Raw genomic sequence first — 14,110 nt, forward strand, 5'->3', positions numbered from 1 at the left:
GGAACGCCGGCAGCACGGCTTACGCGTCGATGCCGAGCCGTCGGCCCCTGGATAGACTGACCAGGCGTTCCAGGAACGGACCCGGCGCGGGCGACGGAGCACTCAGGCACCTCGCTGTCGCACGTGCACGCCACTCTCCGCGACCGCACGGCGGCGGCCAGCCCGGTCGCGGATGATCCGGCAACGGGCCATCGATCGGACGGGAGCCCTGCCATGGCGAACACGTCCAGGTCTCCGGGCGGCTACGACCCCGAGGTCACCCGCCCCGTGTCCGCCCGTGCCGCTTCGACGTCGTCGGGCTCCCCCGGTGACACCGAGCCGACCGCGGCCAACGACCGGCTGGCGCTCAACGGCATGGGCAGCTTCGACTGGGACCTCGACCGGGGCACCTACCACCTCGACGACGTGGGCCTGGAGGTGTTCGACCTACGGGCCGACGAGTTCGACGGAGTGCCCGCGTCACTGTCCGCCAGGGTGCTGCCGACGGACAGCGACCGGCTCGACGAGGCCGTGTCGCTCGCGCTGCGCGAGGGGCACCTGACCTTCGCGTCCTACTTCCGCCTGATCTGCCGCGACGGAACGCTGCGCTGGGCCCACACGCAGGGGCGCATCCTGCGCGACCCGCAGGCGCACCCGTACCGCATCGTCGGCATCGTCCGCAACGCCGAGGAGGAGCTGGCCCACGCCGAGGGGATGCGTACGCTCGCCGCCGACCGGCGCCGCCAGACCGACTCCGTGCGCGCCACCACCGAGGCCCTCGCCCGCGCCATCACCGTCCGCGACGTGACCAACGTGCTGACCGACAGCGAAGGGCTGCGACGCTTCGGGGCGGACGGGCTCGCCCTCGGACTGGTGGACGGGGGCGTCATGCGCCTCGTCGCCGCGACCGAGCAACCGTCGGCGGAGCTCAGGGCCCGGGACGACCTGTCGATGACCCAGCTGGAGGAGGGGCTGCCGCTGTCCGAGGCCGTACTCACCCAGCGCGCGCGGTTCGTCAGCACCAGGGAGGAGCTCACCGCCCGCTACCCCCGCCTGCTCCCCTACGCCGAGGAGATGAAGATCGAGGCGGCGGCCTTCCTGCCCCTGGCCGCCCAGGCCCGCTCCATCGGCGCGCTGGGCCTGTTCTACCGGGACAGGCACCAGTTCAGCACCGAGGACCGGAACATCTGCATCGCGCTCAGCAGCGCTGTCGCGCAGTCGCTGCAACGCGCCATGCTCTTCGACCAGGAGCGCGAATTCGCGACCACGCTCCAGACCACCATGCTGCCGCGCCGCATCCCCGAGATCAACGGCGGCGAGGTGGCCGTCCGCTACCGCGCCGGCCGCAGCGGACGCGAGGTGGGCGGGGACTGGTACGACGTCATCCCCCTGCCGGGTCGGCGGGTGGGTCTGGTGGTCGGCGACGTGGAGGGGCACGACAGCCACGCGGCCGCCATCATGGGTCAGTTGAGGATCGCTCTGCGGGCCTACGCCACCGAGGGGCACACTCCCGCCACGGTCATGGCCCGCGCGTCCCGGTTCCTCGCCGATCTCGACACCGAGCGGTCCGCGACCTGCATCTACGTCGACGCCAACCTGGAGACCGGAACACTGCGCCTGGTGCGGGCCGGCCACCTCGAACCGCTCGTGCGGCACAGCACCGGCCGTACCAACTGGGCCAGCGTCCGCGGCGGCCTGCCGCTCGGCGTGGCCACGGTGTTCGGCCAGGACGGCTACCCCGAAACCCGTCTCGACCTCAACCCCGCGGACACCCTGCTCCTGTGCACCGACGGAATGGTCGAACAGCCCGGTCGGGACATCGCGGACGGCATCGAAGCCCTCGCCGCCGCCATGCGGGCCGGCCCGCGCGACACCGAGGCGCTCGCCGACCACCTCTGCGGCGGCCACCCGAGCCGCCTCGGCAGCAGCGACGACGTGGCGCTCCTGCTGCTGCACCGCACAGCCGTCCCCGGCACCTACGCCACCCGGCAGATGACCCAGCACGTCCACCAGGCCGATCCGGAAGGGCTGGCCGAGACCCGGGCCATGCTCCGCCAGGCCCTGGCCGCGTGGGGTGCGGCCGACCTCCTGTCCGACATCGAACTCACTGCGGACGAACTGATCACCAACGCCCTGGTCCACACCGACGGGGGCGCACTGCTCACCATAGAACTACGAGCCGGGACCACCCCCTGCATCCGCCTGGAGATCCGGGACCGCTCCAGCGTCCTGCCGCACCGCCGGGCCCCCGGCGAGACCGCCACCTCCGGCCGCGGCCTGCTGCTGGTGGACGCCCTCACCGGGAGCTGGGGCGTGGAGCCACTCGGCAGCGGCAAGAACGTCTGGTGCGAATTCCCCCTGGCGAGCTGACCGGACGGTCCGTCAGCTGTGGTTGACGATGACGGAGATGCCCCAGCCGATCGCTGCGAGCACCACCGCGAAGCACAGTCCGGCCAGGATGTAGCCGACCGGCCCGGCGGTCGGCCGGTCGGCGGCCGGCCCGCCGACCGGGACGGGCGGGTTGAGCAGGCGCAGGCCGACGGCGAACAGCGCGGGCAGGCCGGCGCCGGTGAGCAGGCCGACCACGACGATCTTCCACAGCGCGTTGAGGTTGATCCAGGCGTTCACGAGACCACCTCGTCCGTGGCGGACGCCGGGGCCACCGATCCGGTCCACGCGGCGTTGACGTTCTCCGGCGTCACGGCCGGGCGGCGGGAGGCGATGAAGAAGGCGATCGAGGCCAGCACCAGCACGATGAAGATCACCACCACGCCGGCCGTCCCGCCGATCCCGTTCGCGACCCAGTAGGCGAGCGCGCCGACCACCGCGGAGGCCGGCAGGGTGAACAGCCAGGCCGTCACCATCCGGCGGGCGACGTGCCAGCGCACCTCGGCGCCCTTCTTCCCGACTCCCGAGCCCAGGATCGAACCGGTGGCCACGTGGGTGGTGGAGAGCGAGTAGCCGAAGTCGGTGGAGGAGAGGATCACGGCGGCCGAAGCCGACTCGCCGGCCATCCCCTGCGGCGACTCGATCTCCACCAGCCCCTTGCCCAGTGCCCGGATCACCCGCCAGCCGCCGACGTAGGTGCCCAGGGCGATCGCCAGCGCGCAGGAGGCGATCACCCAGGTCGGCGCACTCGCCCCGGCCGGCAGGGTGCCGTTGGCGATCAGGGCCAGGGTGATGACGCCCATGGTCTTCTGGGCGTCGTTGGTGCCGTGGGCGAGCGAGACCATGGAGGCCGAACCGACCTGGCCGAGCCGGAAGCCGTGACTGCGCGGGCGTTCGGGCACGCCCCGGGTGAGGCGGTAGACCAGGAGGGTGCCGACCGCGGCCACCCCGCCGGCGATGAACGGCGACAGCGCGGCGGGCACGATCACCTTGGACACCAGGCCCTGCCACTTGACGGCCGAGGCGCCCGCCGCCGCCATCGTCGCCCCGACCACCCCGCCGATCAGCGCGTGCGATGAACTCGAGGGGATCCCGAGGAACCAGGTGGTCAGGTTCCACAGGATGCCGCCCGCCAGGCCGGCGCAGACCACCGTCAGGGTCACGTCGTGGCTGTTGACCAGTCCGCTGGCGATGGTCGCCGCGACGGCGGTCGACAGGAACGCGCCGACCAGGTTCAGCGCCGCCGAGACGGCGACCGCGACACGTGGCTGGAGAGCGCCCGTGACGATCGAGGTCGCCATCGCGTTGCCGGTGTCGTGGAAGCCGTTGGTGAAGTCGAAGCCCAGCGCCGTGACGACCACCAGCACCAGAACCGCGTCGTTGCCGCTCACGGGCCCGAACCTAGCCCGTGGGCCACGCAGGCCCGGGACTGCGGCGACCCGGCGCGCCGGGCGGCGGAGGGCCGCCATCCGATCGGACCAACACCGTGGCGGCCCGTACCGCCCCACCGGTCGGAGCGGCCCGCACGGGCGCGGCGCATCGCCCCCCGATCGCGGCTCTCCGACGGGCCGCCCTCCTTCGTGGCCGCCCCGGAGCCGGGCCCACACCTCCCGGTGCACCCTGCTGAACGCCGTCGGCCCGGGCTACCGGGTCAAGGCCCTCAACGGGCCGGGTACCGGATCGAGCCCAGCGGCGGGCAGGGGATCAGCGCGGTCCCGGCTCCGGGGCGTTCGACGAAAGCCCGGGCCTCGGCGGCCTGCCGGCGCCGGGTGTCCAGCTCGTCGGCGTGCCAGGCGTCATACCTGGCGCGGGGGTGGTCATCCCACGAGCCGTCGATGAGACTGAGGCTGGTGTTGCCGGAGCTGCGCTGGAACTCCGCCTTCACGGCGGCCTGTTGGAGCGCGGTCTGGACCGCGGCGAGATCGATGCGGGTGATCAGGACGCCGGGGGTGTTCGGTTCGCGGGTGGGCATAGGGGCCTGCGGGAGCAGGGACACCCCGGTATCGAGGCGGCCGATGTTGTCGACGGTCGCGCTCCGGGCCTCGCTCGCCATGATCTGCATTTCCTGGTGCAGCCAGTAGAACTCGTCGAGGTCCGCCTGGGTGATGCGCATCCGCTGGTACAGGGCCCGGAAGCGGGGATCGTGGTGCAGCGGGAGTACGGGGGCGACGTGGAGCGCCACGCAGTCGTTGTAGCCGGCCGCCACCGCGGCGTCGAGGTGGAAGATCGCCTCCTCCGCCTGTCCGCGTGCGATGGCCAGGTCGCCGAGGCCCACGTGGCCCGCGGCGACGAGCCACGTGCCCTCGGGGCCGAGCGCCGCGGCACGCGCGACGACGTCGTGGAGGCCCGCGGTGCCCACCGCGGCGGGTCCCTTGGTCAGGAACGCCACCAGCAGTTCGTGAAGGCGGGCGACCAGTGAGTTGACGGTGTCGACCATGGATCTCCTCGAAACCTCGGCAGTGATGAGCGGAAGGGGGGTTGAGCCCTGGCAGTCCCCGTGGAGATGACGGGTGGAAAGGGTGAACGGTTCCTGCTCGTCCGCACTGATGACGCCCCGTCACGGACGTCGCCCGGTCCCGACGGCGGGGTACGGCTCGACGTCGCCCGGTCCCGACGGCGGGGTGCGGCTCGACCTCCCCCACCCGTCGCGGCCTGCCGACGCCCGCTCCACAGAGCCCTGTCGGCCGGGGGGGGAGGACCCCGCGCGCCTCAGCCCCGCCTCTGCAGCACCATGTACTCCTCCGGCTTGAGCAGATCCGGGCTGTAGTGGAGTGTTCCGTCCGACGGCGCCGTGATCAGGCGGTAGATCGACCTGTTGGTGATGCACGTGTCACCGGGCGAGGAGCCGGTCTCCCGGGACGCGTAGGAGACCTGGCTCTCGTTGGCATCGCTGAGCGTCCACGCGCCCTCGCACCAGGTGCCGGTGCTCGGCGTCTCGGCGCGGATCCTGCTCTTCTCCTCACTCGGCGCCGACTGGACGATGGTGAGGGTGACGGTGGTGACGTCCCCGTTGGCGGCCTTGCGCTCGCCGACCCACGTCCCGAGGAACTTCGCGGGGATGATGCCCTGCCCCGGGTCCGTGGGGGCCGCGCTGGGCGCGGGGCTGTCGCTGGCCGGATCGGAACCGCCGCCGGTCGGCCCGGGGTTCTTCGAAGCCGGGGCGGCGGACGCCGTCCTGCCCCCGGCCGGGGCGCTCTGTCCGGGGTTCGAGGCGGCGGCCTTCCCGTCGTTCCCCCGTAGCCGCTCGATCAGCAGGTATCCGCCGCCCAGCAGCAGGACGACGGCCAGCACGGCCGCCAGCGCGCCGTACCCCCGCCGGCCGCGTGGCCGCGGTGGGTACGGCCCGTAGCCAGGCCCCGTGGCCCCTGTCGACGGCATCGGCACCGGCGTCGGAACCGGGGTCGGCGTGTACGGTCCGGCCGGCCCGACGGGCCCTGCGGTCGGCGGGCCGAAACCCGGCGGGACCGGCGGCCCGAAGCCAGGAGCTCCGGGAGCCCCGCCGCCCGGTACGGCCCCCGCCGCCTCGGCCGCCCGCGCCGCCCGCGCCGCGTCGGCAACCGTCCGGCCCCCGGTGGGAGCCCGGGTTCCGGCCGCCGTCCGCGGAGCCGGCGCTGCAGCCCCGGCCGCCGCCTCCCCGGAGTCCCGCTCCCCCTCCAGGTCCAGCAGCTGCACGGCACTGCGCCCGACCGCCGCCGCCAGCGCCGCCGGCAGCCAGTCCCCCTGCCCCAGCCGGGCGGCGGCCGCGCCGTCGCCGTCCAGGCGTTCCCGCAACCGTCCGGGCGACGGGCGGGCGGACGGGTCCTTGGCCAGGCAGTCACGGACGAGGGAGTGCAGCGGGCCGTCCAGCCCGGAGAGGTCGGGCTCCTCGTGCAGCACCCGGTAGAGCAGGACGGGCGCGCTCACCCCGGAACCGAACGGCATCGTGCCCGTCGCCGCGTACGCGAGCACCGCGCCGAGCGAGAAGACGTCACTGGCCGGCCCGGCGGGAAGCCCGTTCGCCTGCTCCGGCGACATGAAGCCCGGCGAGCCGATCACCTGGCCGGACTGGGTGAGCGCGGTGGCGGTGTCCAGTGCGCGGGCGATGCCGAAGTCGATCAGCCGCGGCCCGTCCAGGGTCAGCAGCACGTTCGACGGCTTGACGTCCCGGTGCACCAGCCCGAGGCCGTGCACGTGGGCGAGCGCCTCGGCGAGGCCGACGCCGAGGGTTCGGACGGCCGGCTCGGGCAGCGGCCCGAACTCCCGTACGGCGGTGGCGAGCGCGGGCCCGGCGACGTAGCCGGTGGCCACCCAGAGGTGCCCGCCCTCGATGTCCGCGTCCAGGACCGGTGCCGTCCAGGTGCCACCGACCCGCCGGGCGGCCGCCACCTCCTGGCGGAACCGGGCCCGGAACTCGGAGTCCCCGGCCAGGTCGCGACGGACCACCTTGACCGCGACGGTCCGCCCGCCCGTGGTCCGGCCGAGGTAGACCCGGCCCATCCCGCCCTCTCCGAGCTGCCGCAGCAACCGGTAGTCGCCCAGCTGCCGCGGATCGTCCGCTGCCAGCGGCTCCATGCCCACGCTCCCCTCGACGCCCGGCGCGGCCGTTCCCGCCACACGCGTCCGGAGCAGACGCTATCGGTCCGGGACGATCTGTGGGACGGGATCATGGTCACAGAATCATCGTCAGATGATCACAACCTCGCCCTCAAGGCCCTGCCGACGCCGTGTCAGCCCGCTTTCCCCACAGCCTCTCCACGGCCTTCCCGCGGCCTCCCCTCGGCTCCATCGCGCTGCCGCGGCTCACCGCGGGCCGTCCGGCATCCGACCCGGCCCGGAACCGCCCGGGCCGCAGCTCAGGCAGGCCTTGTGCGGCCGGTCCCGACCCGAACCGGTGGCCCGAGCGCACGGACGCCGCCGACCGAGGCGAACAGGGCGGGGCGCCGACGGCAGCACTCGCCGTCGGCGCCCCGTCCGGAACGGCGTCAGCAGATCCGCGGCAGTTGCTCGCCCATCGGCAGGTCGACCACCCGGGTGCCGCCGAAGCCGGTGCGGGCGACGACCATCCCGGGGTGGTCCACGACGCACTCGCCGATCACCACCGCCTCCGCGCCCAGCGGGTGGGCACGCATCGCGGCGAGGACGGCGTCGGCCTCGCCACGCGGGACGAAGGCGACGAGCTTGCCCTCGTTGGCGATGTACATCGGGTCCAGGCCCAGGACGGCGCAGGCGTTGGCCACCGGGTCCGGGACGGGGACGGCGCGTTCGCTCAGCACCACGCCCACCCCGGCCGCCGTCGCGATCTCGTTGAGCGAGGCCGCCAGGCCGCCGCGGGTGGGGTCGCGCAGCACGTGCAGGTCGGGGGTGGCGGCGAGCATCGCCTCGACCAGGCCGCCGAGCGCCGCGCTGTCGCTGCGCACCTCGACGCCGAACTCCAGGCCCTCCCGGACGCTCATGATGGCGACCCCGTGCAGCCCGATCGGCCCGCTGACGATCACCACGTCGCCGGGGACGGCCCGCTGCGGCCGGATGTCGACCCCGGCCGGCACGAGGCCGATGCCGGCCGTGTTCAGGTACACGCCGTCCCCGTGCCCGGCCTCCACCACCTTGGTGTCCCCGGTGGCCACCTCGACCCCGGCGGTGCGGGCGGCGGCGCCGAGCGCCCGGGCGACCCGGTCCACCACGGCCATCTCCACCCCCTCCTCCAGGATGAACCCGCAGGACAGGTAGGCCGCCCGGGCACCGCTCATGGCGAGGTCGTTGACCGTGCCGTTGACCGCGAGATCGCCGATGCAGCCGCCGGGGAAGAACAGCGGCCGCACCACGTAGGAGTCGGTGGAGAAGGCGAGCCGGGCGCCGCCCAGCTCCAGTACGGCGGAGTCGCCGAGCCCCGCCAGCGCCGGGCCGCCGAACGCGGGCGCGAAGAGGTTCTCGACCAGCTCGGCGGACATCGCCCCGCCGCCCCCGTGCCCCAGCACCACCCGGGGGTGGTCGCGCAGCGGCAGCGGGCAGCTCCAGCCGGAGAAGTCGGGCGCGGCCGAGGGTTCCACCAGCATCTCGATGTCAGCCAACGGGACTCGCCTCCTGGGGCACGGCCGGCGTGCTGAGCCGCCGGTAGAGGTAGTAGGCGGCGCAGGCCCCCTCGCTGGAGACCATGGTGGCGCCGAGCGGCGTGCGCGGGGTGCAGACGGTGCCGAAGGCCTCGCACCGATGGGGTTTCAGCAGACCCTGCAGCACCTCGCCGGCCCGGCACGCGGCCGGTTCCCTGGTGGCGATCCCCGCGACGTCGAAGCGGTGCTCGGCGTCGTGGTCCCGGTAGCGGGGCGACAGCCGCCAGCCGCTCTGCGGGATGACGCCGATGCCGCGCCAGGGGCGGTCGGTCACCTCGAAGACGTCCTCCAGCATCGCGCGGGCCGCCGGGTTGCCCTCGGGCCGGACGGCGCGCTGGTAGGCGTTGTCGACGGTGTGCTCGCCGCGTTCCAGCTGCCGCACGGTCCGTCGGATGCCCTCCAGGATGTCCAGCGGCTCGAAGCCGGTGACGACGATCGGCACCCGGTGGCGTTCCGCGAGCGCCGGGTACTCGGCGGTGCCCATGACGCTGCACACGTGCCCGGCGGCGAGGAAGCCCTGGACCCGGCAGTCCGGCGAGTCCATGATCGCGTCGATGGCCGGCGGCACCCGCACGTGCGAGACCAGCATGCTGAAGTTGCGCAGGCCCTGCTCCCTGGCCAGGTGGACGGCCATGGCGTTGGGCGGGGCGGTGGTCTCGAAGCCGATGCCGAAGAAGACGACCTCCCGGTCGGGGTGCTCCCGGGCGATCCGCAGGGCGTCGAGCGGCGAGTACACCACCCGGACGTCGCCGCCCTCGCCGCGGACGCGGAAGAGGTCCCGGTCGGTGCCGGGCACCCGCAGCATGTCCCCGAAGGAACAGAAGATCACCTCCGGCCGGGCGGCGATCGCCAGCGCCCGGTCGATCACCTCCAACGGGGTGACGCAGACCGGGCAGCCCGGCCCGTGGATCAACTCCACTTCCTCCGGTAGGAGTTGGTCGATGGCGTGCCGGATGATGCTGTGCGTCTGGCCGCCGCACACCTCCATCAGCGCCCACGGCCGGGTGACCGTCGCCCTGATGTCGGCGAGCAGCCCCTCGGCCAGCTCGGGGTTGCGGAACTCCTCCAGGTACTTCACCGTCCGGCCTCCTCGGCCCCTCGTTCCACCCCTACCGCACCGGCCGCCTGCGCCGCCCGCGCCGCCTCCCACGGGTCGCCGAACTCCTCCTGCAGCAGCCCGAGTTCCTCGAAGAGCTCAAGGGTCCGCCGGGCCGACTCCTCGTCCAGCCGCTGGAGGGCGAAGCCCACGTGGACGATCGCGTAGTCCCCCACCTCAAGGTCGGGCAGGTACTCCAGGCACACGTCCTTGACCACCCCGCCGAAGTCCATGACCGCCATCCTGGTCCCGTCGCGTTCCTCGATCTCCGTCACCCTGCCGGGCACCGCCAGACACATCCGCTCTCACTCCTCCCGGGTGGCCGACCGGGCGGCCACCATCAGCTGGCCGAGCGCCAGCCCTCCGTCGTTGGGCGGCACCCGGCGGTGCCGCAACACGGTGAAACCGTCCTCCCGGAGGCCGCGCGCGCAGCCCGAGGAGAGCAGCGCATTGGCGAAGACGCCGCCGCTGAGGGCCACCGTGGTGGTGCCGTGGCGGTCCCGGACGGCCGCGCAGATCCGCCGGACCAGGTCGGCCACGGCGGCGTGGAAACGCGCGGCGACCAACCCGGCGCAGGCGCCCGCGGTCAGGTCCGCCACGACGCCGGCCAGCACCGGCCCGGGGTCGGCGGTCCAGCCGTCCTCCCGGGGCAGCAGCCCGAACCCGTAGCCCGCCGCGGGGCCGAACCCGGCGGCCGCGGCCTCCAGTTCGATCGCCGCCTGGGCCTCGTACCCGGCCCGGTGGCAGACCCCCGCGAGCGAGGAGACCGCGTCGAACAGCCGCCCCATGCTGGACGTCGGCACGCAGTTCAGCCCGCGCTCCAACTGTCGCTCGAGTAACCTGAGTTCGTCTTCGGGGCAGGCCTCGACCGGCGGCAGTCCGGGCGCCCAGGGCAGCCCGGCCGCCCGCAGGTGCGCGAGCGCCGTCCGGTACGGGCGCTCGACGGCGGCGTCCCCGCCCGGCAGCGGCACGTACCCGAGGTGGGCGAGGCGCCGGAACCCGTCGTAGTCGGCCAGCAGCACCTCCCCTCCCCAGATCGCGCCGTCCTCTCCGTAGCCGGTGCCGTCGAAGGCCACCCCGAGCACCGGCCGGCCGCCGTCCAGGCCGTGTTCGGCCATCACCGCGGCGATGTGGGCGTGATGGTGCTGCACCCGGCGCACCGGCCGGCCGGCGGCGGTCCGCTCGGCGTGCCGGACCGAGCGGTAGCCCGGGTGCCGGTCGGCGACGAGCAGCTCCGGGCGCACCCCGCTGACCGTGCCGAGCTGCTCGACCGCACGGTCGAAGGCACGCAGTGTGGCCAGGTCGTCCATGTCGCCGATGTGCCCGGACAGCCAGGCGTAGCCGTCCCGGGCCAGCGCGAAGGCGTTCTTCAGGTCGCCGCCGACCGCCAGCGCGGGTCGGACGGGCACCGGCAGCGGGAGCGGCAGCGGGGCGTACCCGCGCGAGCGGCGCAGCGGCAGCTGCTCGCCGTCCACCACCCGCACCACGGAGTCCTCGCAGGGCACGTGGATCGGCCGGTCGTGGCGGAGCCAGCCGTCGACCAGCGGGGCGAGCCTGGTCAGCGCCTCCCGGTCGTCGGTGACGATCGGCTCGCCGGAGAGGTTGGCGCTGGTCATCACCAGGAGGTCCGGCCCCGGGGCGGCGAGCAGCAGGTGGTGCAGCGGGGTGTACGGGAGCATCACTCCGAGGTCGGGGCTGCCGGGGGCGACCGCCGGGAGTTGCTCGGCGGACCCGCCGGGGCGGCGCAGGAGGACGATCGGCCGGACCGTTCCGGTGAGCAGTTCCCGCTCGACCGGGCCGACCGGCAGCAGTTGCTCGACGGTGGCGAGGTCACGGGCCATCAGGGCGAACGCCTTGTCGCCGCGCCGCTTGCGGCGGCGCAGCAGGGCGACGGCCCGGGCGTCGCGCGCGTCGCAGGCGAGGTGGTAGCCGCCGAGGCCCTTGACGGCGAGGACCGCCCCGTCGGCCAGCAGCCGGCGGGCCTGCGTCAGCGCTTCCTCCCCGCCCGCGTCGGCCCGGCCGGGGACGGTCAGCGCGAGGCGCGGACCGCAGGCGTGGCAGGCGACGGGTTGGGCGTGGAAGCGGCGGTCGGCGGGGTCGGTGTACTCCCGGGCGCAGTCCGCGCACATCGGGAAGTCCGCCATGGTGGTGTTGGCCCGGTCGTACGGCAGGCCGGTCACGATGGTGTGCCGGGGGCCGCAGTTGGTGCAGCTGATGAAGGGGTGCCGGTGGCGCCGGTCGGCCGGGTCGGCGAGCTCGGCCAGGCAGTCGGCGCAGACGGCGACGTCGGGCGGGATCAGGGTGGCGCGGCGGCCGTCGGCCCGGGACGGGGTGATGGTGAAGCCGGTGGCACCGGTGGCGGCGAGCGGCGCGTGCTCGACCGAGGCGACCTGGGCGAGCGGCGGTGCGTCGGTGGCCACCCGTCGGCAGAAGGCGTCGAGCGCGTCCCGGCCGCCCTCGACCTCGGCGAGCACGCCCTCGCCGGTGTTGGTGACGCTGCCGGCCAGCCCGAGTTCGCCGGCCAGGGTGAAGATGAACGGCCGGAAGCCGACCCCCTGGACGAGGCCGCGGACGGCGACCCGCCGCCGCTCGCGGTCGAGTTCCGGGTGGCCGGCCGTCACCGGGGCGCCTGCACCGGGTCGTGGTGGTGACCGCCGTGGTGATGACCGCCGTCGTGGTGGTGACCGCCGCCGTGGTCACCACCGCCGTGGTGGGCCGCCATCACCGGCCGGTGCACCTCGGCGCCGTCCAGTACGGCCAGGGCGCGCTCCAGCAGCGCTCCGACGCCGTCGCCGGTGCGGGCGGAGGTGTGCAGCACCTCCACCCCGGGGTTGACGCGCTGGACGTTCGCCAGGAACGCCGCCTCGTCGAACTCCGCGGCCGCGGCGAGGTCCGCCTTGGTCACCAGCACCAGGTTGGCCAGCCCGAACGCGGTCGGGTACTTGAGCGGCTTGTCCTCGCCCTCGGTCACCGAGGCCAGCACCACCCGCAGCGATTCACCGAGGTCGTAGGAGGCCGGACAGACCAGGTTGCCGACGTTCTCCACGAACAGCAGCCGGCAGTCCTGCGGCAGCCAGCCGTCCAGGTGCCCCGCGAGCATCCGCGCCTCCAGGTGGCAGAGCCCGTCGGTGAGCACCTGCTTCACGGGCGCACCGGAACGGGCCAGCCGCAGCGCGTCGTTCTCGGTGGCGAGGTCGGCGGTCAGCGCGGCGACCGGCACACCGCGTTGCCGGGCCAGTCCCAACTCGGCCTCCAGCAGCGCGGTTTTGCCACTGCCGGGACTGGACAGCAGGTTCACCGCCACCGTCCCCCGGGCTGTCAGAGCCGCCCGCAGTTCGCGGGCGCTGTCGTCGTTGCGGGCGAGGACCGCCTGGCGGAGGTCGACCGTCTGACACATCGCGTCAGCCTTTCTGTTCGGCCCGGACGCCGGAGCGCCGGGGCGTGTCCGGAAGACTCTTCCTAAGCCCACTCGACGTCGAGGATCTGGAGCTCGCGCCCGGACAGCAGCTCGACGCCGCCGCCCCCGGAGCAGCTCGGGCAGCCGAGGTCCGGCGGCATGCCGACGGCCCATTCGACGGCGCAGGGCGCGCATCGGGCCCGTGCCACGACCGGCTCGGTGACCAGCGCCGCGCCCTCCACCAGCGTTCCGGCGCAGGCCAGTTCGAAGCAGAAGTCGAGCGCCTCGGGGACGACCCCGGCCAGCTCGCCCACCTGCAGCCGCACCCGCGCCACCCCGGGGACCCCGTGCTGGCGCGCGGCCTCGTCCACCTGCTCGACGACGGCGGCGGCGATCGACATCTCGTGCATCGGTCCCTTCCCGGAGCGGACGGCAACGGGCCCCATTACAGGGCGCAGTGGCGGCGACGGCTCGAAGCCGCGCCGCCACTGCGCCCGGGGCTGCACCGTTCGCAGCAATCCGGGCCTCACATCCGCGAGATCTTCAGGTACCGCCTGATGTCCGGCAGGCTCTGCCAGACCAGCGCGCCGATCCCCGCCAGCAGGGCCGCGCAGAACAGTTTCCTCACCATGGTGTCGTCTCCCTCTCCAGTTGCGTGGCCTCGTCCACGACTCGCAGGACCACGTGGACCGCCTCCTCGACGGCGGCGGCGACGGGCTCGCTCAGCCCGATGCCCTCCTCCAGTGACGCCGGCTCGCAGCCGACCACCAGCACCCGCCCGGGCGGCTCGCCGCCGGTGCCGGCGGCGAGCGTGGCGAGCAGCCCGAGCACGGCGTCCGGCCCCATCCGGTGCCCGTCCAGCACCGGCGCCTCCAGCGGCTCGGCGGCCGCCTCGATGAGGTAGACCGTGCCGGGCACCCCGCCGCGGCAGGTGGCGTCGACCAGGACGGCGGTCCGGTAGCCGTCGAGCAGCCGGTACGCCAGGTCCACACCGCGCACGCCGACGTCGACCGTCTCGACGCCGTCCGGCAGCGGGTGGGCCCGGATCCGCCGGACGGTCTCGACCCCGAAGCCGTCGTCGCCGAGGAAGATGTTGCCCACCCCGGCGACCAGCACCTTGTTCCCGCTCATGCACCCACCTCGCTCCGCTCCTCGGGCGCTTCG

The 14,110-nt window shown here is 74.2% G+C and carries 13 protein-coding genes; 1 reads left to right on the forward strand and 12 read right to left on the reverse strand.

The window, feature by feature from the left end:
• Positions 1–213: 213 nt before the first annotated feature.
• A complete protein-coding gene (locus tag J5Y04_RS22270) occupies positions 214–2,349 on the forward strand; it encodes a SpoIIE family protein phosphatase (protein ID WP_209413851.1) in 2,136 nt (711 codons plus the stop codon).
• Positions 2,350–2,361: 12 nt separating this feature from the next.
• On the opposite strand, the gene J5Y04_RS22275 is transcribed toward J5Y04_RS22270, so the two are convergent.
• The 12 genes from J5Y04_RS22275 to J5Y04_RS22325 all read right to left on the reverse strand — a co-directional run bounded on the left by J5Y04_RS22275 (position 2,362) and on the right by J5Y04_RS22325 (position 14,077).
• On the reverse strand, positions 2,362–2,607 hold the full coding sequence (locus tag J5Y04_RS22275) for a hypothetical protein (RefSeq protein ID WP_209413852.1): 246 nt from the start codon (positions 2,605–2,607) through the stop codon (positions 2,362–2,364).
• Complete coding sequence (locus J5Y04_RS22280) at positions 2,604–3,758, reverse strand: anion permease (protein ID WP_307853239.1); 1,155 nt, start codon at positions 3,756–3,758, stop codon at positions 2,604–2,606. The genes J5Y04_RS22275 and J5Y04_RS22280 overlap by 4 nt, the downstream gene beginning before the upstream one ends.
• Before the next feature lie 269 nt (positions 3,759–4,027).
• On the reverse strand, positions 4,028–4,804 hold the full coding sequence (locus J5Y04_RS22285; RefSeq protein ID WP_209413854.1) for a hypothetical protein: 777 nt from the start codon (positions 4,802–4,804) through the stop codon (positions 4,028–4,030).
• Positions 4,805–5,076: 272 nt separating this feature from the next.
• Positions 5,077–6,918, reverse strand: a complete 1,842-nt coding sequence (locus tag J5Y04_RS22290) for a serine/threonine-protein kinase (RefSeq protein ID WP_209413855.1) — start codon at positions 6,916–6,918, stop codon at positions 5,077–5,079.
• 410 nt (positions 6,919–7,328) lie between these two features.
• Positions 7,329–8,399 (reverse strand): hydrogenase expression/formation protein HypE, encoded by a 1,071-nt coding sequence (gene hypE / locus J5Y04_RS22295; protein ID WP_209413953.1) that lies wholly within the window; start codon positions 8,397–8,399, stop codon positions 7,329–7,331.
• A 7-nt stretch (positions 8,400–8,406) separates the two neighbouring features.
• A complete protein-coding gene (gene hypD, locus J5Y04_RS22300) occupies positions 8,407–9,531 on the reverse strand; it encodes a hydrogenase formation protein HypD (protein ID WP_209413856.1) in 1,125 nt (374 codons plus the stop codon).
• Positions 9,528–9,848, reverse strand: a complete 321-nt coding sequence (locus J5Y04_RS22305; RefSeq protein WP_209413857.1) for a HypC/HybG/HupF family hydrogenase formation chaperone — start codon at positions 9,846–9,848, stop codon at positions 9,528–9,530. The genes hypD and J5Y04_RS22305 overlap by 4 nt, the downstream gene beginning before the upstream one ends.
• Positions 9,849–9,854: 6 nt before the next feature.
• Positions 9,855–12,170, reverse strand: coding sequence for a carbamoyltransferase HypF (gene hypF / locus J5Y04_RS22310; protein WP_209413858.1), 2,316 nt, complete (start codon positions 12,168–12,170; stop codon positions 9,855–9,857).
• On the reverse strand, positions 12,167–12,946 hold the full coding sequence (gene hypB, locus J5Y04_RS22315; RefSeq protein WP_209413859.1) for a hydrogenase nickel incorporation protein HypB: 780 nt from the start codon (positions 12,944–12,946) through the stop codon (positions 12,167–12,169). The genes hypF and hypB overlap by 4 nt, the downstream gene beginning before the upstream one ends.
• Before the next feature lie 62 nt (positions 12,947–13,008).
• Positions 13,009–13,356, reverse strand: coding sequence for a hydrogenase maturation nickel metallochaperone HypA (locus J5Y04_RS22320; RefSeq protein WP_209413860.1), 348 nt, complete (start codon positions 13,354–13,356; stop codon positions 13,009–13,011).
• A gap of 116 nt (positions 13,357–13,472) precedes the next feature.
• Positions 13,473–13,577, reverse strand: a complete 105-nt coding sequence (locus J5Y04_RS43990) for a hypothetical protein (protein ID WP_374106074.1) — start codon at positions 13,575–13,577, stop codon at positions 13,473–13,475.
• Positions 13,571–14,077, reverse strand: coding sequence for a hydrogenase maturation protease (locus J5Y04_RS22325; protein WP_209413861.1), 507 nt, complete (start codon positions 14,075–14,077; stop codon positions 13,571–13,573). Before J5Y04_RS22325 ends, J5Y04_RS43990 begins: the two co-directional genes overlap by 7 nt.
• Positions 14,078–14,110: the final 33 nt, after the last annotated feature.

The sequence above is a fragment of the Kitasatospora sp. RG8 genome (genome assembly GCF_017813315.1).
Lineage (GTDB): Bacteria > Actinomycetota > Actinomycetes > Streptomycetales > Streptomycetaceae > Kitasatospora.